Origin of the sequence: Enterococcus sp. DIV1090 (genome assembly GCF_050537975.1) — a bacterium.
Lineage (GTDB): Bacteria > Bacillota > Bacilli > Lactobacillales > Enterococcaceae > Enterococcus > Enterococcus faecalis.
Genome location: NZ_CP172917.1, coordinates 703,837 through 725,060, shown reverse-complemented (window position 1 = coordinate 725,060; position 21,224 = coordinate 703,837). Strand labels below are relative to the sequence as shown.

Here is a 21,224-nt window from a genome sequence, read left to right as displayed (position 1 = left end):
TTAGTCGTTCATTAATGTTTGAGCAGCTGTAATGATTGATAATTTATAAACATCTTCTTCGTTTGCACCACGTGATAAGTCAGAAACTGGTTTGTTCAATCCTTGTAAGATTGGGCCAATTGCTTCAAAGTTACCTAAACGTTGAGCAATTTTGTAGCCAATATTTCCTGATTGTAAATCTGGGAATACAAAGACTGTTGCTTCTCCAGCAACTTTTGAGTTGGGCGCTTTTAATTGTGCAACAGAAGATACATAAGAAGCATCAAATTGTAATTCACCATCAATCGCATATTCAGGTGCTAATTCTTGCGCAATTTTTGTAGCTTCAGCAACTTTTGTTACTTCTGGTGCTTTTGCAGAACCTTTTGTTGAAAAACTTAACAATGAAACTTTTGGTTCAATGTCAAATAATTCAGCTGTTTTAGCACTATCAACAGCAATTTCAGCTAATTCTTGTGCAGTTGGGTTCACGTTAATCGCGCAGTCTGAGAATAAATATCTTTCTTGGTCACGACCACGAATCATTAAGAAAGCACCACTTGTACGGCTCACGCCTGGTTTTGTTTTAATGATTTGTAACGCAGGGCGAACTGTATCACCTGTTGAGTGGATAGCACCACTAACCATACCATCAGCAATACCCATGTAAGTTAACATAGTACCGAAATAGTTGACATCTTTTAAGATTTTTTCAGCATCTTCTTTAGTAGCTTTTCCATTACGGCGTTCAACAAATGCTTCGACCATTTCATCCCATTTTTCATAATCATTGGGGTTGATAATAATAAAGTTTGATGTGTTGATTCCACGAGCCATAGCAGCATTTGCGATATCTGTTGGATCACCAATTAAGATTGGTTCTACTAATTCATCAGATTTTAAGCGGGCAGCAGCACCTAAGATTCTAGGATCTGTTGCTTCAGGGAAAACAATTTTGATATTACGGCGTACGACTTTAAATTTTAAGCTATCGAATAATTCCACGATAAACCCTCCAGTTTTATATTTACAAAATCCATCATACACTATTCTCAAAGAAAATAACAGTTTTTTCTAGCTGTATTAGTCAAAAAAACCAATAATCCGATAAACTTTTCACAAACTAACTCTTCTACACTATAACAGTTTGCACTGTTACATTACACTGTTTCAGGAAGTTGCCAATCAATCGGCGTTTCCCCTAAACGTTCTAGAGCGGCATTCGCTTGAGAAAACGGACGTGAGCCAAAAAAACCACGATGCGCTGACAATGGACTTGGATGTGGCGATTTGATAATCACATGCCGAGTCGTATCAATCATTTTAATTTTTTCTTGAGCAGGACGTCCCCATAAAATGAAAACAACAGGTTTTTCACGCTCATTCAACTTTTCGATAATGACATCTGTCAGTTGCTCCCACCCTTTACCTCGATGGGAATAGGCTTGACCTGCCCGAACGGTCAACACAGTATTTAATAATAACACGCCTTGTTTGGCCCAGCTTTCTAAAAAGCCATGGTTGACGGGTTGGTACCCTAAATCAGCTTGTAATTCTTTGTAAATATTCGCAAGAGATGGCGGCACTTTCACACCTGGCTGGACAGAGAAACTTAGTCCGTGTGCTTGATTGGGTCCATGATATGGGTCTTGTCCCAAAATTACTACTTTTACTTCTTCAAAAGGGGTTAGTTCTAACGCTGAAAATAAATGATACATATCTGGATAAATCGTTTGTGTCTGATATTCTTTTTTCAAAAATTCCCGCAATTCTTGATAATATGGTTTTTCAAACTCAGCAGATAAAACGGTTTGCCAACTATTGTGAATAATTTCTTTCATAATGCTCACTCCTTCGCTCTCTAAGCATAACGAATTTCTCCAAACCTGACAAGAAATTTCTGGGTACTTTCTCTTGGAAAAACGTGGTAAACTATAGGTAAGCTTTAAATAGATAATGAGGTGTAGAGAATCGATGATTAAATTAATTGCTTCAGATATGGATGGAACACTTTTAGATGCAAAAATGAGCATCACAAATGATAACGCTTCAGCAATTCGCGAAGCGGAACGTTTAGGAATCGAATTTATGGTTGCTACTGGCCGCGCATATACCGAAGCGAAACCCGCGTTAGAAGAAGCTGGAATTGACTGCGCCATGATTACTTTAAACGGCGCCCAAGTGTTCGACAAAGATGGACACTCACTTTTCACGGCTGGGATCGAAAAAGAAACAGTAACAGAAGTACTAACTATTTTGAGTCAACACAATGTTTACTATGAAATCTCTACAAATAAAGGTATTTTTTCTGAACATCAAGAAAAAAGAATTGAAAACTTTGCCGCTCATATTGCAGAATCCATGCCCCATTTAACTTATAAAGTGGCGATTGCCATGGCTTCAGCACACCTATCTTTATTGCATATTACCTATGTTGATCGTTTAGACGACATTTTAAAAGATGATTCGATTGAAGTCCTTAAAATTATTGGCTTCAGTATGGATGGGCCGAAAGTATTAGGTCCTGCTGGGATGGAAGTAGAAGAACTAGATGATTTGGTTGTCACCTCTTCTGCGCTTAATAATATTGAAATTAACCACCGCCTAGCACAAAAAGGGATTGCGGTTGCGCGCGTCGCTAAAGAACGTGGGATTCCCGCTGAACAAGTCATGACTATTGGTGATAATTTAAATGACGTCAGCATGATTCAATGGGCTGGGGTAAGTTTTGCAATGGGCAATGCCGAACTGGAATTAAAAGAATACGCTAAATATGAAACAGCCACTAATTTAGAAAATGGTGTTGGCGAAGCCATCCTGCGTGCAATAAGAGAAGATTTGTAATAAGCACTACCAGTTACAGCACTCATTTATATATAGAAAGGAGATCGTGTCGTGTCTGAATTTTTTATTCAAGAACAACAGTTAGGAAAAGTTACGCGAACCATCGTGAAAGACCAAGCAGGCCGTTCACTTTTTCTATTGGTGGGGCGCTGGGGTACACGAGGAGATGCGCTTTCTTTATATGCAATGAACGGAGAAATTTTAGCCAGTATTAAACAAGTTTCTTGGACTTTTGGCACACGATTTGAGTTATATCAGCGTTTTGAAAAAGTGGGTACTCTACGGAAACTGTTCAATTTGAATGCTGATTTCTATTATGTTCAAGGCCTTCACTGGGCAGTTGTTGGTGATATCAAAGCGCATCAATATTCAATTTATCAAGTCCATAAAAAAATTATGTCAATGGATAAAACCATGCTTTGTACAGGCGACTATTTTGTTTTAACTGTTGCCAATGATGAGGACGCACCGTTGTGCATCTGTATAGCAGCTGTCCTTGACTACTGGTTATATAATAAGAAAAAACAAAAAACTTCCGATGATTTTGGATTAGATTTTGATCCTTTAACGGATTAATGAAAAATAACGAAGCTAAAGTGATTGACTTTAGCTTCGTTATTTTTACACTTCTTTTTGCATATGATTGTACAAGTGACCACTAATAGTCATTGTTGTGACATCTTTAAAGCCTTTGCTTGCGTATAACTTTCTCGCCCCAGGATTGTCAAAGTCAACATTTAGACCCAAGGCTTGCTTCCCGCTAGCTTTGGCTACTTCAGGTAAAGCATCTAATAACTTAGAACCAATTCCCATTCCGCGGAAACGTTCATCCACAGAAATCGTGTCTAAATACCATTCATTAGGCAAGGTTTCTTCTTCAATAAATAGCCGAACATCTTCTGCTAAGCCATGTTTTTTAAAGACTTCTCTTAAAGGTTCATCAATAATCTTTTCATCTTCTGCAGGATAGCCGACAGCAATCCCTGCAACTTCACCTGCATGTTCATAAACTAAAATTCGTTGATAGCCATAGCGATAGGTTGGATACGCCGTTGCCTCTGCTAACAGGTCAATCATTTGTTCTTCTGAGACTTCTTCTAAAATTGGTAACTCCATATCTTTTAAAATAACTAAGACCAGCCGAGCAATCGCTTGACCGTCTTCTTTTGTTGCCGAGCGAATCATTGTAATTCTCCTTTACATTTAACTAAAAAAGAACTGGCTACTATCATTACTGACTTAGCCAATTCCTTTTATCTTGTCTTTAGTATAACAAATTTATTATTGAATTTCTACTGTAACCTGACGTCGTCCCCAAAGACGGCATTGGTCTACTGAATCAAAATGAACATCAATAATATTTCCTTGAATAGCGCCACCTGTATCTCCAGCAATAGCAAAGCCATAACCAGAGACTTTCACTAATGAACCTAGAGGAATTACACTTGGATCAACTGCAACTACATTGCTTTGTTTACTTAAGTCAATACCAGTAGCACTTAGATTACTTGCACCAGCTTCGCGCCAAGAATAAGCAGTTGATTCCATCTGAAGCACACGACCAGAGCCAGTTCCTGGTGTTGATGATTCGCCTGTCGATGATTCTGGCGTTGATGACGATTCGGATGAACTAGCAGAACTTGAAGATTCAGTGCTACTGCTTTCCGTACTTGTAGAAGAGCTTGATGCTTGACTGCTTGACTCTTCAGCAGCTTCGGCTTCTAGTTTAGCCGCATCTGCTTGCGCTTGTTTGTCGGCAGCTGCTTGTTTCTTCGCTGCTTCTGCTTTGGCAGTTTCTGCCGCACGTTTTTTCTGTGCCTCAGCTGCTGCTTTTTCGCTGACTAAGCGTTGTTGCTCTTTCTGTTTGTCTGTCGAAATTTGAGCCAATAATTCTTCATTATTCGCCATTTTTTCTTTTAACTCAGAGACTTTATTATTCATTGAAGAAGCTTCAACTTGTAATTTCTCTTCATTTTGTTTTAAAGTTGTTTGCGTATTTTCAACTTTTTCTTGTAATGCAGCTAACTTTTCTTTTTCGCTAGTTAAGCTTTCAATCTTTTCCCGTTCAAAGTTTTGTAAAACGGTCATGGCGTAGGCCCGATTAAAGAAATCTGATAAATTTTCTGCATCTAATAAGGCTTGCCAAGTACGTTGGTCGCCATTTAATTGAATATCCTTCATACGATCGCCAACAGCTTCTTTACGACGAGAAATATTTTTTTCTGTTTTTTCTATTTCCTCTTTCGAAGTTTTCAACGTATCTTCCGCTTTCGAAATTTGCGTTTTTAAACGTTCGATTTCCGCATATTTAGCATTTACATCGTCTAAGGCTGAATTGATTTCTTTACTAATTAACTCCCCAGATTGTTTCGCTTGCGCTTCTTTTTCTTGCAACGAATCAAGTGATTCTGCTGCCGCAGCGACTGGAAGTCCAAAATTGATAAGCATCATTGTTGTTAAAAATGGTATCAACTTTTTAACCTTCACTAAATCCAACACCTTTCCTAACTTATCTAAAACACCTACTCATTATACTAGTCAGGAGGGCTTGTTTTATTTCAATAATGTTACAATTTGTTACAATTTAAGTGCAACTCTTTTTTTATCCTGCGTTTATTCATTAGTCCATTTCTATCTCAATTCTTTAAGAATTTCTTAAGACGCCTTAAAAACTAGCTTTTGACGATTTTTCTTTTTTTCATCCCATTAGACCATTGATTGAAATATTTTGTAATATTTTTTGTTAATTATTGGCCTTTTTTCTTCAAATCTTCTAAGAGATGCCGAACTTCTTTGGAATTTTTAATGTTTTTTAAAGTTAGTTTTGGGTAATTGTTAATAAAACGACGTTGTTGGAAATTTAACCGATTTTGGAAATGCTCTTTTTTGGTTCGTTCTTTTAACTTCTGCCAATCAGCTGTAGCGATTTCCATTTTTGTGTTCAACCGTTGCTTAAATTCTTGTTGGTTCGTTTCCAACGTTTGGCCCATCTCGGTAATAAGTTTTTTGAAACCTTGCATGTTCAGCAACGTATAAATTAAGTCAAGCCCCATTACAATCACTATGCAAAGGGCTAAGTAGTTGCCAAAGGTTGCTTGTAAAAAGCTGACAACTTTGGCGATTTCTGGTTGAATAACTTTGACAATCAAGACACAACCCAATCCCCAAAAAAGAGAAACTGGTAATGCCACACGACCGTTTAAATTAAAAGGTACATCATGATAATCCCACCAAGAGGCATGGAACAGTTTTTCCAAGCCATAACTAGTGACATATTCTAAAATCGTCACTAAAACAGCCGATCCGACATACAATACCAAGAGATTGTTCTCAAAGGGTTCCACAAAATAGAGAACGCTTAAGACCCCAAATCCATAAATAGGACAATAAGGCCCTACCAAAAATCCTCGATAAACAAATTTTTTGGCTTTTAATGAACAATACACCGTTTCCCATAACCAGCCGATAAAGGAATAAATAAAAAATAACAAAATAACCTGACTCATTTTTTCCACGTTTCTGTCACACTCCACTTCTTTGCGCTTTTCTTCTATTTTAACAGAAGTTGAGAAAATGTAGCGAACAACTTTCTTTCATTGAAAGATTAGGCTACAATGAGAGCAGCAAAGGGAGGAATCTTATGTTTGGTTTATTGAAATACGCAAAAAATTATCGAAAACAAATTATCCTCGGTCCAGTCTTCAAATTTTTAGAAGCTTGTTTCGAGTTAGTCTTGCCCTTATTCATGGCTCACTTAGTCGATGTCGGTATTCGTCAAAACGACCGACAGACTGTCATAGAAATGGCCCTCTGGATGCTTGTTATGTCGTTAGTTGGTTTATTTTTTGTCATGATTTGTCAATATTATGCTTCAGTCGCTTCGCAAGGTTTTGGGACGGAGCTAAGAAATCAATTAATGAAGAAAATTAATCAGCTTTCACACAAAGAATTGAATAGTTTTGGTACAGATACCCTCATCACCCGGATCACAAACGATATCAATCAGCTTCAATTGGCTTTAGCGATGTTTATTCGGTTGGTCATTCGGACACCTTTTTTAAGTATCGGTTCTGTGGTCATGGCTTTTTACATTGACGTGCAGATGGGCTTTCTTTTCCTATTACTTTTACCAATTTTTAGCCTTATTCTCTTTATTATCATTAAAGTGACTGTGCCTTTATATCAAAAAGTCCAAGAATATTTGGATCGGTTAAACCGTCAAATTAGTCAAAATTTAAGCGGTGTCCGTGTGATCCGTGCGTTTGCTAGAAAGGAAACAGAGCAACGACATGTTGATAAAGCTTCCGATGATTTAGGCGATATTTACATTCGCGTATCGAATGTCTCTGCTTTATTAACGCCTTTAACCACTTTGATTATGAATGTTGGAATTTTATTTTTACTTTATTTTAGTGGCTTAAAAGTTTCTTTTGGTTCCTTGCAACAAGGGGAAGTTTTAGCATTGATCAATTATATGAATCAAATGATGCTCGCTTTAATTGTTGCTTCTAATCTCGTGGTAATTTTTACGCGAGCTGCCGCTTCCGCAAACCGTGTCAATGAGGTTTTAACTGTAGAAAGTCAGTTAACAGATACACCAGAATCAGCAAAAACATCTCCACAATTTGGTGATATTACCTTTGACCATGTAGATTTTCGCTATGAACCAGAGGCCGGTTTGGCTTTGGAAAATATCAATTTTACGATTCCTAAAGGCTCAATTCTCGGCATCACAGGACCTACCGGCAGCGGGAAAAGTACCTTAACCCAACTCATTCCCAGATTTTATGATGTGAGTGCAGGAAACCTTTTTATTAATGGTATAAATGTGCGCGATTGGCCGCTCTTTACTTTACGCCAACAAGTGGCAAGTGTCCCACAAACTGCCGTCTTATTTACAGGGACTATTCGAGAAAACTTACAATGGGGCAAACCAAATGCAACTGATGAAGACTGTTGGGAAGCATTAGCTATCGCCCAATGTAAAGAATTTGTTGAACAATTAGACCAAGGGTTAGACACGCCTGTTAACGAAGGCGGAAAAAACTTTTCTGGTGGACAAAGACAACGGTTGACCATTGCCCGTGCCTTGATTAGGAAACCGCATTTACTTATTTTAGATGATTCCTTGAGTGCCCTCGACTATCAAACAGATTTGAATCTGCGCCGTGCTTTACAAAAAGAACGAGCAGAGACAACCGTTATTTTAATTTCACAACGCGTGAGTTCGATTGCAACGGCGAATCAAATTTTAGTCCTAGATAGTGGAAAAGTCGCTGGCCTTGGCACCCACGAAGAATTACTTACTTCTTCTAAAGAGTATCAAGAAATCGTTGCGTCACAGGAGGAGGATACCCATGCAAACTAAAAAAATTCATTTTGGCGCCTTCTCACGTTTTAAGCCGTATTTACTATGCTATCCAAAAGAAATTATCGGCGCCTTAATCCTAGGAATTCTCAGTGGTTTTTCGACTGTCCTCATGACTTATTATATAGGTAAATCCGTTGATACAATGGTTGGTAAAGGACAAGTCAATGCTGCGCAACTCATCAAAATTTTAGGTTTATTAGCAGGGATTTTACTCGTAACCGTTCTAAGTCAATGGCTGATTCAACGTCTCGGTAATCGCGTGTCTTATTTATCGACCACACAGCTGAGAAAAGATGCCTTTGCCCATTTAAATCAATTACCGTTAAGTTATTATGACCAAACGTCACACGGAAATATCGTCAGTCGCTTTACCAACGATATTGACAATATTTCAATGGCTTGCTCGGCTGTCTTCAACCAATTATTTTCCGGTATGGCCACCGTCGTTGTTGCTTTGCTCTTTATGATTCGGCTAAGTCCCCTGCTCACATTAGTGGTTCTTATCAGTACACCGATTATTTTTATTGTAAACTGGCTTGTTGCAAAAGCTTCACAAAAAAACTTTGCTGCACAACAAACGATTGTTGGTGAAATTTCCGGCTTCGTTTCAGAAATGGTTGGCAACCAAAAAATTGTTAAAGCCTTTCAACAAGAACAAGCTACACAAGAAACATTTGAAGCATTGAATCAAACGTTGTATGAAAAAGGACAGAAGGCTCAGTTTTCTTCTTCCTTAACCAACCCACTTTCTCGATTTATCGACCATTTATCTTACTTATCGATTGGATTAGTCGGTGGCTTGTTAGTTTTAAGTGGCAATCCTTTAGTCACAGTTGGTGTTATTTCCAGTTTCACCATTTACTCTAGTCAATTTTCTAAACCTTTTATTGAACTCTCAGGAATCACCAACCAAATCCAAGCAGCCTTAGCTGGATTGGAACGTACTTTTGATATGATGGATCAACCAGTTGAACGTCCTGATGCCCCGAACGCAATTGTTTTGAAAGAAGCGCGAGGCCGTGTTGAATTTAAAGACGTTGATTTTTCTTACACGCCGACGCGACCTTTAATCGAAAACTTTAATTTAATTGCTGAACCAGGAGAAACAATTGCCATTGTTGGGCGAACTGGTGCGGGTAAATCAACATTAGTGAATTTGTTAATGCGCTTTTACGAGGTCGATCATGGTCAAATTACGGTTGATACTCACGACATTACTCAAATTACTCGGGATAGCTTGCGAAAAAGTTTTGGTATGGTTCTCCAAGATACTTGGCTATTCGATAGCTCCATTCGGGAAAATTTAACATACGGGAATCCTGAAGCCTCTGACGAAGAAATTATAGAAGCCATGAAAAAAGCCCATATTTTTGATTTCGTCATGCGTTTACCTCAAGGACTAGATACTCAGATTGGTTCCCAAGGCGTTAAAATTTCTGAAGGACAACGACAATTAATGACTATTGCACGCACGATGATTAGTAATCCGCCGATGCTTATTTTAGATGAAGCGACCAGTTCAGTTGATACATTGACCGAGCAAAAAATTCAGGATGCTTTTTTACAAATGATGACTGGCCGGACCAGTTTTGTTATTGCCCATCGCTTAGCAACAATCAAAAGTGCTGAAAAAATTCTAGTTATGGATAATGGTCAAGTGGTTGAAATTGGCACCCATGACGAATTATTGCAAAAAGAACAGGGTTATTATCGTGACCTTTACGAAGCGCAGTTTAATCAAAAAGCACAATAAAAAAGAGTCACTTTTCTGGGATGATGAAAAGTGACTCTTTTAATTTTAAATTTATTGATCTAATTCAGATAATGGTTTTCCAAATAAACGTTTAAAGGGAATTTTATTGCCTAAATAATAAGTGGCAATTACTTGAATAGGAAAGAAAATAACTGTTTTAATTAAGCGTGGCACCCACCAAGCAAAATTTGCTAGATTGACTCCATACATTAAACTTAACCACAAAGGCGTTAAAATGATATTAATTAAAACGGTGACCAACAATGTCGCCAAAATCACTCGTTGCCATGTCATTTCTTTCTTATAATAGAAATAACCATAAATAGCACCAGCCAAAAAGGCATTTAAAGTAAACCCAGGAAAATAGCCTGCCTTTGGAAAAAGCAGCATTCCTACCACATCAGCCACCGCCGTGCCGATTCCAGCCCAAAAAGGTCCGAAAATCATCCCAATCAATGATTCTGGAATAAACGTGAAACTGATTTTTAAAAACGTTGTTTCATACGCAAAAAAGCGCGAAAAGACAACGACCACCGCAATGAGTACGCCCATTAACGCAATGGATTTTGTGCCAAATTTTTTCTTTGTCATTTTTAGCATCTCCTCTAAGAGCTGCTACATGACGAACCATGCAGCGAATGCGAAAACAAAACCGCGAACATTAAAAAGCTGAACGTGTTGTTCTGATGATAAGCAAAGTAAGAACCTTTACTTTCTAGCAACACACTGTTTATGTTCTTCGTCCAAAAGGCAACATCCCATCCTTTTAGCACTTAACGCTTTGTCTCCTACTCTGTTATTTTATTTGGACAAAAGTCCTCATAAAATATACCACAAAATAGTCAAAATAACCATTAAGGTTCTCTAAAAAGCTAACGGTCGACGATCGCCTTCATGGATAACCTCACGGAAGTCCGCAAACCCCGCCTCGACACCTCTCAAAAGAATTTCAGCACTGCCGATATTGGTTGCTAAAGGAATTTCATAGACATCACTTAGACGAATCAAAGCTGTCACATCTGGTTCATGCGGTTGCGCGGAAAGAGGATCTCTTAAAAAAATAACTAAATCAATGTTGTCTTCTGATATCATTGCGCCAATCTGTTGATCCCCACCTAATGGCCCCGATTTAAAGCAATGCACGGGTAAGCCAGTTGCTTCCATCACTTTCATGCCTGTCGTTCCTGTTGCATACAATTCATGTTTTTCTAAAATATGTTTATAAGCGGTTGCTAGTTTGATCATTAATGTTTTTTTACGATCATGAGCGATTAAAGCGATTTTCATGTTATCCAACTCCTGTCTTTGTTATATTATAACAAAAGTTTATCGATAAATCCGCTGAGAGTGTTTGCCCTTTGTCACCTTGACGAAAAAGTCTTCTTTTTCTTGTGCAACTCTCCCTTGCCGAAAGATAGCGTTTTCATTTAAACTATGAGTAACAAATCAAAAAGAAAAGAGTGACGTATCAAATGGTGGAAATGGCGCTTAGAAATGTGTATAAAAAATATGACAATGCAGAACATTATTCTGTTACAGATTTTAACTTAGAAATTACAGACCGTGAATTTATCGTCTTTGTCGGACCTTCTGGTTGCGGTAAATCAACAACATTGCGCATGATTGCTGGCTTAGAAGATATTACTGAAGGTGAATTATCAATTGGGGACAAAGTCATGAATGACGTTGCACCGAAAGATCGTGATATTGCCATGGTTTTCCAAAACTATGCGCTTTACCCGCATATGACTGTTTTTGATAACATGGCCTTTGGTTTAAAACTAAGAAAATATGATAAAGCTGAAATTAAAAAACGGGTGGAAAATGCTGCGGATATTCTGGGCTTAACAGAGTACTTACAACGTAAACCTGCGGCGCTTTCTGGTGGACAACGCCAACGTGTTGCACTTGGCCGGGCAATTGTCCGTGATGCCAAAGTCTTTTTAATGGATGAACCTTTATCAAACTTGGATGCAAAATTACGTGTAGCCATGCGTGCTGAAATCGCTAAACTACACCAACGTTTAGAAACTACGACAATTTATGTGACACATGACCAAACCGAAGCGATGACCATGGCTGATCGAATCGTAATTATGAAAGATGGCTTTATTCAACAAATTGGTTCACCAAAAGAAGTTTACAATACACCAAAAAATATGTTCGTAGCTGGGTTCATCGGCTCACCTGCCATGAATTTCTTCAAAGTTACCTTAAACAATGGGGTTATTTCTAACCAACATGGTTTAAAACTAGCAATTCCTGAAGGAAGAAACAAAGAGCTTGTTGAACATGGTTATGAAGGCAAAGAATTAATTTTCGGTATTCGTCCAGAAGATATTCATAGCGAACAAGTGGCTTTAACAGCAATGAAAGATGCGGTGATTAAATCTGAAGTCGTTGTTTCTGAATTATTAGGGGCTGAATCCATGCTTTATACAAAAATTGGTGATACAGAGTTTATCTCAAAAGTAGATGCTCGTGACTTCCACCATCCTGGTGAAATGATTGACTTAGCTTTTGATATAAACAAAGGACATTTCTTCGACCCTCAAACAGAAGAAGTCATTAAATAAAAAAATCTCGAGGCATCCGTCACAATGACGGATGCCTCGATTGTTTCTCTTTATGCTAATTTAACCTTCTTCTTTATCACTTTGGGTTGTTTCGCTTCTGTAAAAGTTGGAATATCTACATGTTTACTTAAGGTACTTGCTAAAAAGTAGGCAATACTGAAATCCACCAAACTATGAATTAATCCACCAACGCCCATCAAAAGAAAAATAGAATACATGAAGCCGGCTGTATAATAAGTTCCTGGCAAGTTGCCCATTGTGTAAAATACAGAAACAACCACTAGCTCGGCAGCGGAATGAATCACTCCAATTCCCACGTTAAACAACTGTAATTTCCCATTTAATAAAGTGAATTTCCCCTCTTTATTGATTAAAATTTCTGGATGCTTTTGTAAAATAACTGCGCCAATGACTGCAAAAATCAAATGAGATAAGGCCCGCAAAGCAATAATCGGTGTTGCGGATAAGAAAAAACCAAAACCTGTTCCTAGACTAACCGCAATTGCCACCACTGGAGAAATAAACATGGCAATAAAAACTGGGACGTGACTTGCTAACGTAAAACTGGCTGGACCAATGGTAATTCTTGGCATAACCATTGGAATGATAATCCCCATTGCAATTAAAAGTGCTGAAATTGTTAAACGTTTTACTGAGTTTGTTTTCATTAAAACTGCCTCCTAAAGGTGTCATGACACCTTTTTGTTTTTCTCAAGTGTAGCTGAACAGCCGCAATGTGTCAAGACACATAAAAAAACTTTCTGTTATTTCTCATAAATAACAGAAAGTTCTTTTTTATACTGGTTTATTTTTTTCTAAAGCATTACTTAAACGAGCGAATTCTTCTAAAGACAATGTTTCACCACGTCTAGAAGGATCAATTTCTGCTTCAGCTAGGCTCTCTTTTAGCCAAGCCACCGTTTGTTCATCTTTCCCATAAAAATGCGTTAAGTTATTCCACAATGTTTTACGTCTTAATTGGAAACTGGCTTTGGTTAATTTGAAAAATTCTTTTTCATTGGTCACTGTCACCGCTGGTGTAGCACGGCGCGTCAATTTAATAATCGCCGAGTCAACATTGGGTTGCGGCACAAAAACTGTTTTTGGCACAATAAAGGCGACACTTGCTTCCATAAAATATTGGACAGCAATTGATAATGAGCCATAAGCTTTCGTTCCTGGTTTAGCAGCAATTCGATCAGCGACCTCTTTTTGCATCATCACAACCATTTCGGCTACATCTAAAGAAGATTCTAAAAAATGCATCATAATTGGCGTAGTAATATAGTAAGGTAGGTTAGCTACCACTTTAATCGGATACTTCTCTTGAAAAACTTGGTTGGTTGTCTCGACCAAATCAGCTTTTAAAACATCTTGATGCACCACTGTCACATTATCATAGCGACTTAAGGTATCCGCTAAGACAGGAATCAAGCGATCATCAATCTCAAAAGCCACAACTTGTGCCGCGTTCATCGCTAATTGCTCTGTTAATGCACCAATTCCAGGCCCGACTTCGACAACATTTGTCTGCTGATTAATTCCCGCTGTTTCTACAATTTTTCTTAAAATATTAGGCTCTGTCAAAAAATTTTGACCTAAACTCTTTTTAAATGAAAATCCATGTTTTTTTAGTATTTCTTTGGTTCTGGATGGTGTGGCAATTTCTTTATAGTCCGTCACGCTTGTTCCTCCATGTAGTTATTCTTCGTTTGCAAGTTCTTTTAAAATACGTGTCATGCTTTCTTTCAATTCTGCTTCTGTAATCCGAAACATGCTTAACCGTTTGACTAACTGTTTGCTATTTGTATAGCCAATTCTTAGGTCATCTCCTAATAATTCACGGTATTTTTTGGCATTTGCTCCCGCTATTAAACCATATTCAACTAGTGTTTGTCTAGGAATTTCTTGATAGTCTTCATCAGCTTGAACAGGTGTTACGACTTTTTTTAAGGCTTCAATAATTGCTTCATCACTAGCATGTTCAACCCCTAGGCTACCGCCATTTTTTTTAGGCACTGCAACTTTTCTTGATAAAAAAGCATGCTTTGCATCAGGAACGACTTCCATTATTGTTTTACGAATTTTTTCGCCCGAATAGTCTGGATCTGTAAAAATAATCACGCCTCTCGTTTCTTGTGCGTGTTCAATTTGTGTCAAAATTTCATCATTGATAGCAGAACCAATCGTTTCAATCGTATCCGCTGCAACTACCTCTTGAATGCGGCGTGTGTCGTCTTTTCCTTCAACGACAATGATTTCTGCAACTTTCATTTTTTCCTTCATTTATCTATCCGAAACAAGCGATGAGCGTTGACTCTCGTTTGTTCTGCCACTTCTTCAAAGGTTAGTTGACGCAATTCAGCAATTTTTTCCACTACGTATCGTGTATAGCCTGGTTCATTCCGTTTACCACGATAAGGAACGGGAGCTAAATAGGGTGCATCTGTTTCCACCAACATTCGTTCGAGTGGTACCGCCATCGCCGCTTCTTGAACATCCAATGCCTTTTTAAACGTCACGACGCCACTAAAAGAAATATGCAAACCTAAATCTAAAAATTTCTTCATCCACTCAGCATCGCCACTGAAACTATGCATGATTCCACCAATATCTGAAATTTTTTCATCTTTTAAAATTCGATAGGTATCTTCTAATGCCTCTCTCGTATGCACACTAAACGGTAAATTCATTTCCCGAGCAATCGCAATTTGACGGCGAAAAACTTTTTCTTGCACCTCTTTAGGATCCTCCATCCAGTAATAATCAAGACCGATTTCACCTAATGCGACAATTTTTGGCAACGTTAATTGTTCTTGTAATCGTCGTTCAACCTCTGGCGTATAGCTACCCGCTTCTGTTGGATGCCAACCAATGATACTATAAATATTGGCATATTCCTGACTAAGTAAAAGAGATTTTTCAATCGTTGGTTCATCAAAACCGACCACGGCCATCTCTGTAACACCCAATTCTTGGGCATGTGCAATCGTTTCTGGAATATCATCATTAAATTGTTCTGCATTCAAATGTGTATGTGTATCAAAAATCATTATGATTGCCTCCTTTATCTCCTCTCTACTTTATCATATTTCTTGAAAAATCTGAATGACTAGGCGACAAGATTCGCCATTTCCTCATAAACAGCGCTTGCATTTATGCTAAAAGTAACGTATACTATTCAGTCATGTTATTAAAAGGAGGAATCTCCATGACCGATGAAAAAATTTATGAACAACAGCATTTAACAATGGTTTATCATGAGCTGCAAGCGGCTAAAAAAGTTTACGAAGAGCAATTGGCGAACACAATGAAAGATGGCAAACATATGCTAGAGGAATTTGGTCGCGATTCTAAGCTGAATTTTGATAGTTATGCCGATAATCTAGAGACGTTTGCCATGTTGGAAATGAAGAACCGTGAAATTGATCAGTGGAACTTAAAAAATGAAGCAACGGCTAAAAATTTAGACAAAGTGAAACGCCTATTACAAGTTCCTTATTTTGGCAAAATTGGCGTGACTTTTGAAGACAGCCCTGAAGAGCCAGAAAACTTTTATATTGGCGTAAACGATTTTACTTCTTTAGAAGAAGAAACGCGCATTCACGATTGGCGCTCACCGATTGCTTCGTTATTTTATGACAATGTTTTAGGAAAAACAGCCTACATGGCACATCAACAAACCATTCCTGTACAACTTGATTTGAAAAGACAGTTAATTATTGAAAAAGATCAATTAATCAACTATTTTGACACAACCATTGCGATTCAAGATGATGTGTTATTGCATTCTTTAGAAGAAGATGCTTCTCCTTATATGAAGGACATTACGACAACCATTCAACAAGAACAAAATCAAATAATTCGTGACGAAACGCAGCCACTCCTACTAGTCAACGGGATTGCTGGTAGTGGGAAAACGTCTGCGATTATGCAACGGATTGCTTATTTACTTTATCAACATCGAGCAGAAATTACAGCGGATAATATTTTATTACTTTCACCAAATTCAACATTTATTGATTATATTTCTCAAGTTTTACCGAATTTAGGCGAACGAAATCCCTTGAATTTGACTCTTTTACAATTTTTGCGCTTCACTACCAAAGAAGCATGGCCAATGGAAGAAGAAACGGACTATTTCGAACGCATTACTCGCTCTGAGGCAACGGAGCAAGAGCACGTTATTCGTTCAAAAGAATTTGCAACGTTTCTTTTAAGCAATCCTGAAAAAGCAGTTGTGCAGCCACATTTTTTCCGTCCTTTAACTTTTAAAAAGCAGACCTTATTTACTTCAGAAACAATTTTTAAACTTTATCAAGAAACACCAGCTGACTTGAGTATTCGCCAACGAATTTCAGCCACAAAAGAAAAGTTAACCAGTCTTTGGACACGGTACTTATTAAAACAAGCCCATTCTAAAAAAATGTTGGATCAATTCCAAGATTTAACAGAAGCTGAACAAGTTCGTTATTTTGGCACAGTGATTACCGAAGATAATGAAAAACATCTGGCTGATTTTGCTTTAAAACGTTTGAAGAAAAAATATCGCTCTATCACTGCCGCTATTAAAAATGATGCTTGGCTAGATCAATGGGCCTTTTTTGAAACGTTTTATTCTTTATTCACTGAAAAATCGTATCAAAAAGAGACAGCTGTTTTCACAGCCGATGAAATTGTGGCCCTTATTTTGGTGAAACATGCATTTATTGAAAACCTCGCCAACCAGCAAATGGCTTTTATCCTAGTCGATGAAGTCCAAGATTATACAGAAGCCCAATTATTATTACTGCTGACACTTTTCCCTAAAGCTAGTTTTACTTTAGCTGGTGATGAAAATCAAGCCATTTTTAATACAGCCATTGAATTTTCTGAAGCCCATGATCTATTGGTTAACGAAACCAGCCGTTCTGTTGGAACCTATCAATTATTAAACAGCTATCGTTCAAGTAAAGAAATTACACGACTCTTCCAAACATTAGGCACTCAACCAGAGCAATTAACCATTGTGCCCATCCGGCATGATGGAGAAAAGCCGACATTTATTCCTTGTGACTCTGCGTCTGACTATCTTAAAGCAATCGTCACTTCCATTGCAACTTTTGATCCGAAAGAAAGCACCGCCATTATTACTAAAACTTTTGCAGAAAAAGAACAATTAACAAAAGAACTTAGTGCTTCTCTTTCATTGGAAGAGCATCCGTCACTGCAAGTTTTATCAATTGATATGGCAAAAGGTCTAGAATTTGATAATGTAATTCTTCATAACCCAAATGTTAATCGTTATTCCGACAATAAACGAGATAAAAAAATTCTGTATACTGCTATTTCTCGTGGAATGAAACGGGTCGTTTTACCTTATACCGGCACACTTTCCGAATGGTTTACACCTTACTTGGCAGCCCAGTAACTGAGACTTAAGGCGGATTTTATTTTTAGAAAAACCACTTATAATAGACGAGTAGGCACTGCTTTTTAATTAGCAGACCTACTCGTTTGTTGTCTCTTAAGTTGAGAGGAGCGTGAGAAGGTGAAACAATCACCTGATTTAGAAAACTTTTTAAAAACCTCTATCCAAAAAAATGTAACTATTGAGCGAAAACAACAAAACCAAACCATTTGGCACTGGCTACTGCTTATTTTATTTGGCTTGCTAACCTTTGGCTCACTGACACAGCAGTTACTCCTAATTGGCTTGTTTACACTTATTGCCGCTATTGTTAAAGGTCCCTTAATGCTCGTCTGGGGAACCATCTATTCGGCGTTAGTGGCTTTGTTTCCACCTTTTGCTTTAGTCCTATCTTTACTTTTTTTTATAATTAATTTAGGCACCGTTATGAAAAGTTGGCGGATTACTTTAACAAGTGCTTACTTTTATCTAATTCCTTTAGGTTTTAGCCTTTTGAAAACGACCGACTGGGTATCAACGCCTTATTTCCTGACAGGCTTGGCTTTGTTAAGTATTTTAGGGCTGCATTTTATATTAGAGTGGCTCTATAAAAATAATAGCTTAGGCCGTTTACTCACGTGGCAAATTATTAGTGTCCCTTTTTCACTCTTACTGATTATTTTACCAAGTCGCCTAACGAAAGGCCGTTTTGGTAAAAAACGAATACCTAAAAAAGTGAAACTCTAAAATAAAAAAGCCTAGGAAAAATCGCAAATGATTTTTTCTAGGCTTTTCTGCGATTCTTTTAATTTAAAAATTCGTTGATTTTCGATTTTAGGACGTCGATAAAACTGGAGAAAGAGAGTTCATTTGTTTGTGAATATGTCCAATGAGCCAATAACAGAAAAACTAAAATAACCAGTATCGCAACCACTAAAAAGGTTCTAATTCTTGCCCTTCTTTTTCTACGTTGAACTGTTAGCCGTGCTTGTTCCCTTACTCTCATAGCTTCTAAATAATACGGACGCCATTTAGGATCATTTTTTCGTTGCTCATAAAATTTAAATTTATGATAAGCCATCAAACTTCCCCCACATCAAATCACTTTTCTTCTAGTATACAAAAAAAGTAGTAAAGATAAAAGGTTACAATTCACCTTTTATCTTTACTACTTATGCTTTTATGCGATTCCTGCACCATTTGGCATTTCTTTTGGTGCTTCAACAATTTGAAGTTTCCCTTCTGGTGATTCAGCTGAAAGAATCATTCCTTGGCTAATTTGACCACGCATTTTTCTTGGTTTTAAGTTAGCCACAATGACTACTTTTTTGCCAATTAGCGCAGCTGGATCTGGATAAAATTCAGCAATACCTGAAAGAATTTGACGATGGTTTTCATCTCCAGCATCTAAACGGAATTGCAATAATTTATCTGCTCCTTTGACTTTTTTACAGTCAATAACTTCGGCAACTTTTAATTCCACTTTATCGAAATCATCGTACTTAATTTGTTTTTCTTTCGTTGAAACCAACGTTGTTTCTTCTGGATTCCATTTAATATCCTCTTCTGTAGCACTTTCGCTTTGGGACATTTTCTTTTGAATATACGTTACTTCTGTTTCAATTTCTAAACGTGGGAAAATAGGTGTTCCTTTACTTGTTACTGTTACGTCTGTTGGGAACTCACCAAAATGAATATTTTCCATGTTCATTGTTTCTGGATCTAAGCCTAATTGTTCGAAAATTTTCCCTGGTGTTTCTGTCATGACTGGTTGCAATAAGATTGCCACAATTCGTAAGCTTTCCGCTAAATGGATCATGACACTTTCTAATTCGTTGCGTTTCTCTTCTTCTTTAGCCAATACCCAAGGCGCTGTTTCATCAATATATTTATTGGCACGAGAAACTAGCGTCCAGATTTCTGCAATGGCCGTGTTAAATTCCATTTTTTCCATTGCTTCATGATATTTTCCAATAACATTCGCCGCAGTTGTCGATAGTTCACTATCAAATGGGGTAACTTTTGAAGCATAGGCTGGTACTTTGCCATCACAATATTTATTAATCATCGCAATTGTTCGATTCAACAAGTTTCCTAAGTCATTAGCTAAATCATAATTTAAGCGAGAAACGAAATCTTCTGGTGTAAAGACGCCATCACTACCAAATGGAATTGCTCGTAATAAATAATAACGTAACGCATCTAGACCGTAGCGTTCTACTAACATTTCAGGGTAAACAACATTTCCTTTAGATTTAGACATTTTTCCGTCTTTCATCAATAACCAACCATGTCCAAAGACTTTTTTCGGTAATGGTAAATCTAAGGCCATTAACATAATTGGCCAATAAATCGTATGGAAACGCACGATTTCTTTCCCAACCATTTGCACGTTCGCAGGCCAATATTTTTGGAATAATGAATCATCTTCTGAACCATAACCTAGTGCTGTAATATAGTTTGATAACGCATCAATCCATACGTAAACCACATGTTTTGGATCATTTTTTAATGGAATTCCCCAAGAGAAAGTCGTTCTTGAAACGGCTAAATCTTCTAATCCTGGTTTGATAAAGTTATTTAGCATCTCATTTTTACGAGATTCTGGTTGAATAAATTCTGGATGTTCTTCGTAATATTGTACCAAGCGATCCGCATATTTACTCATGCGGAAGAAATAGGATTCTTCTTTAACTAATTCGACTTCGTGACCACTTGGTGCTTTCCCACCAATGACATTGCCTTCATCGTCACGATATACTTCAGCTAATTGTGTTTCAGTGAAAAATTCTTCATCAGAAACTGAATACCAACCTTCATATTCTCCAAGGTAGATATCTCCTTGTTCTACTAAACGATCAAAAATTTGTTGCACGGCTGCCATGTGATAATCATCCGTTGTCCGAATAAATTTATCATAGCTGATATCTAATGTTTTCCATAATTTTTGAACATCTGCTGCCATTTTATCAACGTACTCTTTTGGTGTCACATTCAACTCAGCAGCTTTTTTTTCAATTTTTTGGCCATGTTCATCCACACCTGTTAAATAAAATACATCAAAACCCATTAAACGCTTGTAACGGGCCATTGCATCGCAGGCGATTGTTGTATATGAATTCCCAATATGTAACTTCCCACTTGGGTAATAAATTGGGGTGGTAATATAAAATGTTTCTTTCTGTGACATACAGAAAAAACCTCCTTTAGTCATTTTCCTAAACCCTCAGGATTTACTCCTAAACAGTATACCATAATTAGACATTATTAAACTATATTTCTTGTCGGTTTTCTCTTGAAAATGAAGAAAAT

20 protein-coding genes and 1 riboswitch are annotated in these 21,224 nt (G+C 37.5%); of the genes, 7 read left to right on the top strand and 13 right to left on the bottom strand.

Going from position 1 to position 21,224, the window contains the following annotated elements; all coding sequences use genetic code 11:
• Positions 1 to 984, bottom strand: coding sequence for a phosphate acetyltransferase (gene pta / locus IGL48_RS03480; RefSeq protein ID WP_002355836.1), 984 nt, complete (start codon positions 982 to 984; stop codon positions 1 to 3).
• Between the two features lie 155 nt (positions 985 to 1,139).
• Positions 1,140 to 1,820, bottom strand: a complete 681-nt coding sequence (locus IGL48_RS03475) for a uracil-DNA glycosylase (RefSeq protein ID WP_002363309.1) — start codon at positions 1,818 to 1,820, stop codon at positions 1,140 to 1,142.
• A 133-nt stretch (positions 1,821 to 1,953) separates the two neighbouring features.
• Between IGL48_RS03475 and IGL48_RS03470 the strand changes: the two genes are divergently transcribed.
• The gene (locus IGL48_RS03470; RefSeq protein ID WP_002383369.1) at positions 1,954 to 2,823 is read left to right on the top strand and encodes a Cof-type HAD-IIB family hydrolase; all 870 of its coding nucleotides are present in this window, start codon (positions 1,954 to 1,956) and stop codon (positions 2,821 to 2,823) included.
• A gap of 51 nt (positions 2,824 to 2,874) precedes the next feature.
• The gene (locus IGL48_RS03465; RefSeq protein ID WP_002355833.1) at positions 2,875 to 3,399 is read left to right on the top strand and encodes an LURP-one-related/scramblase family protein; all 525 of its coding nucleotides are present in this window, start codon (positions 2,875 to 2,877) and stop codon (positions 3,397 to 3,399) included.
• A 45-nt stretch (positions 3,400 to 3,444) separates the two neighbouring features.
• Here IGL48_RS03465 and IGL48_RS03460 read toward each other — a convergent pair whose 3' ends face one another.
• The 3 genes from IGL48_RS03460 to IGL48_RS03450 form a co-directional block, all read right to left on the bottom strand.
• Positions 3,445 to 4,008 carry a GNAT family N-acetyltransferase gene (locus IGL48_RS03460; protein WP_002355832.1) on the bottom strand — a complete coding sequence of 188 codons (564 nt, stop codon included), beginning with the start codon at positions 4,006 to 4,008 and terminating at the stop codon, positions 3,445 to 3,447.
• A 96-nt stretch (positions 4,009 to 4,104) separates the two neighbouring features.
• Positions 4,105 to 5,322 (bottom strand): 3D domain-containing protein, encoded by a 1,218-nt coding sequence (locus tag IGL48_RS03455; protein WP_025190689.1) that lies wholly within the window; start codon positions 5,320 to 5,322, stop codon positions 4,105 to 4,107.
• A 248-nt stretch (positions 5,323 to 5,570) separates the two neighbouring features.
• The gene (locus IGL48_RS03450; RefSeq protein WP_002387023.1) at positions 5,571 to 6,338 is read right to left on the bottom strand and encodes a putative ABC transporter permease; all 768 of its coding nucleotides are present in this window, start codon (positions 6,336 to 6,338) and stop codon (positions 5,571 to 5,573) included.
• A gap of 125 nt (positions 6,339 to 6,463) precedes the next feature.
• Between IGL48_RS03450 and IGL48_RS03445 the strand changes: the two genes are divergently transcribed.
• A complete protein-coding gene (locus IGL48_RS03445) occupies positions 6,464 to 8,191 on the top strand; it encodes an ABC transporter ATP-binding protein (protein ID WP_002363303.1) in 1,728 nt (575 codons plus the stop codon).
• Positions 8,181 to 9,947 carry an ABC transporter ATP-binding protein gene (locus IGL48_RS03440; RefSeq protein ID WP_010824470.1) on the top strand — a complete coding sequence of 589 codons (1,767 nt, stop codon included), beginning with the start codon at positions 8,181 to 8,183 and terminating at the stop codon, positions 9,945 to 9,947. The genes IGL48_RS03445 and IGL48_RS03440 overlap by 11 nt, the downstream gene beginning before the upstream one ends.
• 51 nt (positions 9,948 to 9,998) lie before the next feature.
• On the opposite strand, the gene IGL48_RS03435 is transcribed toward IGL48_RS03440, so the two are convergent.
• Both IGL48_RS03435 and mgsA read right to left on the bottom strand, forming a co-directional pair.
• Complete coding sequence (locus IGL48_RS03435; protein ID WP_002385065.1) at positions 9,999 to 10,547, bottom strand: folate family ECF transporter S component; 549 nt, start codon at positions 10,545 to 10,547, stop codon at positions 9,999 to 10,001.
• A 30-nt stretch (positions 10,548 to 10,577) separates the two neighbouring features.
• A riboswitch (THF riboswitch) is annotated at positions 10,578 to 10,745 on the bottom strand.
• Between the two features lie 66 nt (positions 10,746 to 10,811).
• Positions 10,812 to 11,234 (bottom strand): methylglyoxal synthase, encoded by a 423-nt coding sequence (gene mgsA / locus IGL48_RS03430; protein ID WP_002355823.1) that lies wholly within the window; start codon positions 11,232 to 11,234, stop codon positions 10,812 to 10,814.
• Between the two features lie 185 nt (positions 11,235 to 11,419).
• Here mgsA and IGL48_RS03425 point away from each other — a divergent pair, with 185 nt between their 5' ends.
• A complete protein-coding gene (locus tag IGL48_RS03425) occupies positions 11,420 to 12,523 on the top strand; it encodes an ABC transporter ATP-binding protein (protein WP_002355822.1) in 1,104 nt (367 codons plus the stop codon).
• A gap of 50 nt (positions 12,524 to 12,573) precedes the next feature.
• Here IGL48_RS03425 and IGL48_RS03420 read toward each other — a convergent pair whose 3' ends face one another.
• The 4 genes from IGL48_RS03420 to IGL48_RS03405 form a co-directional block, all read right to left on the bottom strand.
• Entirely contained in the window at positions 12,574 to 13,191 is a 618-nt protein-coding gene (locus IGL48_RS03420) for a hypothetical protein (RefSeq protein ID WP_002355821.1), read from the bottom strand.
• 127 nt (positions 13,192 to 13,318) lie between these two features.
• Positions 13,319 to 14,206: a 16S rRNA (adenine(1518)-N(6)/adenine(1519)-N(6))-dimethyltransferase RsmA gene (gene rsmA / locus IGL48_RS03415; protein WP_002358849.1), complete on the bottom strand. Its 888-nt coding sequence runs from the start codon at positions 14,204 to 14,206 to the stop codon at positions 13,319 to 13,321.
• An 18-nt stretch (positions 14,207 to 14,224) separates the two neighbouring features.
• Positions 14,225 to 14,809, bottom strand: a complete 585-nt coding sequence (gene rnmV, locus IGL48_RS03410) for a ribonuclease M5 (RefSeq protein WP_002358848.1) — start codon at positions 14,807 to 14,809, stop codon at positions 14,225 to 14,227.
• Positions 14,806 to 15,576 carry a TatD family hydrolase gene (locus tag IGL48_RS03405; RefSeq protein WP_002358846.1) on the bottom strand — a complete coding sequence of 257 codons (771 nt, stop codon included), beginning with the start codon at positions 15,574 to 15,576 and terminating at the stop codon, positions 14,806 to 14,808. Before IGL48_RS03405 ends, rnmV begins: the two co-directional genes overlap by 4 nt.
• A 134-nt stretch (positions 15,577 to 15,710) precedes the next feature.
• On the opposite strand from IGL48_RS03405, the gene IGL48_RS03400 reads away from it, so the two are divergent.
• Together IGL48_RS03400 and IGL48_RS03395 are read left to right on the top strand one after the other, a co-directional pair.
• On the top strand, positions 15,711 to 17,933 hold the full coding sequence (locus IGL48_RS03400) for a HelD family protein (RefSeq protein WP_025190688.1): 2,223 nt from the start codon (positions 15,711 to 15,713) through the stop codon (positions 17,931 to 17,933).
• Between the two features lie 120 nt (positions 17,934 to 18,053).
• Positions 18,054 to 18,659, top strand: a complete 606-nt coding sequence (locus IGL48_RS03395; protein WP_002383359.1) for a hypothetical protein — start codon at positions 18,054 to 18,056, stop codon at positions 18,657 to 18,659.
• Between the two features lie 58 nt (positions 18,660 to 18,717).
• On the opposite strand, the gene IGL48_RS03390 is transcribed toward IGL48_RS03395, so the two are convergent.
• Positions 18,718 to 18,993: a hypothetical protein gene (locus tag IGL48_RS03390; protein WP_002361374.1), complete on the bottom strand. Its 276-nt coding sequence runs from the start codon at positions 18,991 to 18,993 to the stop codon at positions 18,718 to 18,720.
• A 99-nt stretch (positions 18,994 to 19,092) separates the two neighbouring features.
• On the bottom strand, positions 19,093 to 21,102 hold the full coding sequence (gene metG / locus IGL48_RS03385) for a methionine--tRNA ligase (RefSeq protein ID WP_002355813.1): 2,010 nt from the start codon (positions 21,100 to 21,102) through the stop codon (positions 19,093 to 19,095).
• Positions 21,103 to 21,224: the final 122 nt, after the last annotated feature.

Coding starts and splice junctions, on each gene's coding strand:
- IGL48_RS03475 (WP_002363309.1), bottom strand. CDS start 1,820: ATGAAAGAAATTATTCACAATAGTTGGCAAACCGTTTTATCTGCTGAG.
- metG (WP_002355813.1), bottom strand. CDS start 21,102: ATGTCACAGAAAGAAACATTTTATATTACCACCCCAATTTATTACCCA.
- IGL48_RS03420 (WP_002355821.1), bottom strand. CDS start 13,191: ATGAAAACAAACTCAGTAAAACGTTTAACAATTTCAGCACTTTTAATT.
- IGL48_RS03470 (WP_002383369.1), top strand. CDS start 1,954: ATGATTAAATTAATTGCTTCAGATATGGATGGAACACTTTTAGATGCA.
- IGL48_RS03425 (WP_002355822.1), top strand. CDS start 11,420: ATGGTGGAAATGGCGCTTAGAAATGTGTATAAAAAATATGACAATGCA.
- IGL48_RS03390 (WP_002361374.1), bottom strand. CDS start 18,993: ATGGCTTATCATAAATTTAAATTTTATGAGCAACGAAAAAATGATCCT.
- IGL48_RS03405 (WP_002358846.1), bottom strand. CDS start 15,576: ATGATTTTTGATACACATACACATTTGAATGCAGAACAATTTAATGAT.
- IGL48_RS03400 (WP_025190688.1), top strand. CDS start 15,711: ATGTTATTAAAAGGAGGAATCTCCATGACCGATGAAAAAATTTATGAA.
- IGL48_RS03440 (WP_010824470.1), top strand. CDS start 8,181: ATGCAAACTAAAAAAATTCATTTTGGCGCCTTCTCACGTTTTAAGCCG.
- IGL48_RS03435 (WP_002385065.1), bottom strand. CDS start 10,547: ATGCTAAAAATGACAAAGAAAAAATTTGGCACAAAATCCATTGCGTTA.
- rnmV (WP_002358848.1), bottom strand. CDS start 14,809: ATGAAGGAAAAAATGAAAGTTGCAGAAATCATTGTCGTTGAAGGAAAA.
- mgsA (WP_002355823.1), bottom strand. CDS start 11,234: ATGAAAATCGCTTTAATCGCTCATGATCGTAAAAAAACATTAATGATC.
- IGL48_RS03460 (WP_002355832.1), bottom strand. CDS start 4,008: ATGATTCGCTCGGCAACAAAAGAAGACGGTCAAGCGATTGCTCGGCTG.
- IGL48_RS03445 (WP_002363303.1), top strand. CDS start 6,464: ATGTTTGGTTTATTGAAATACGCAAAAAATTATCGAAAACAAATTATC.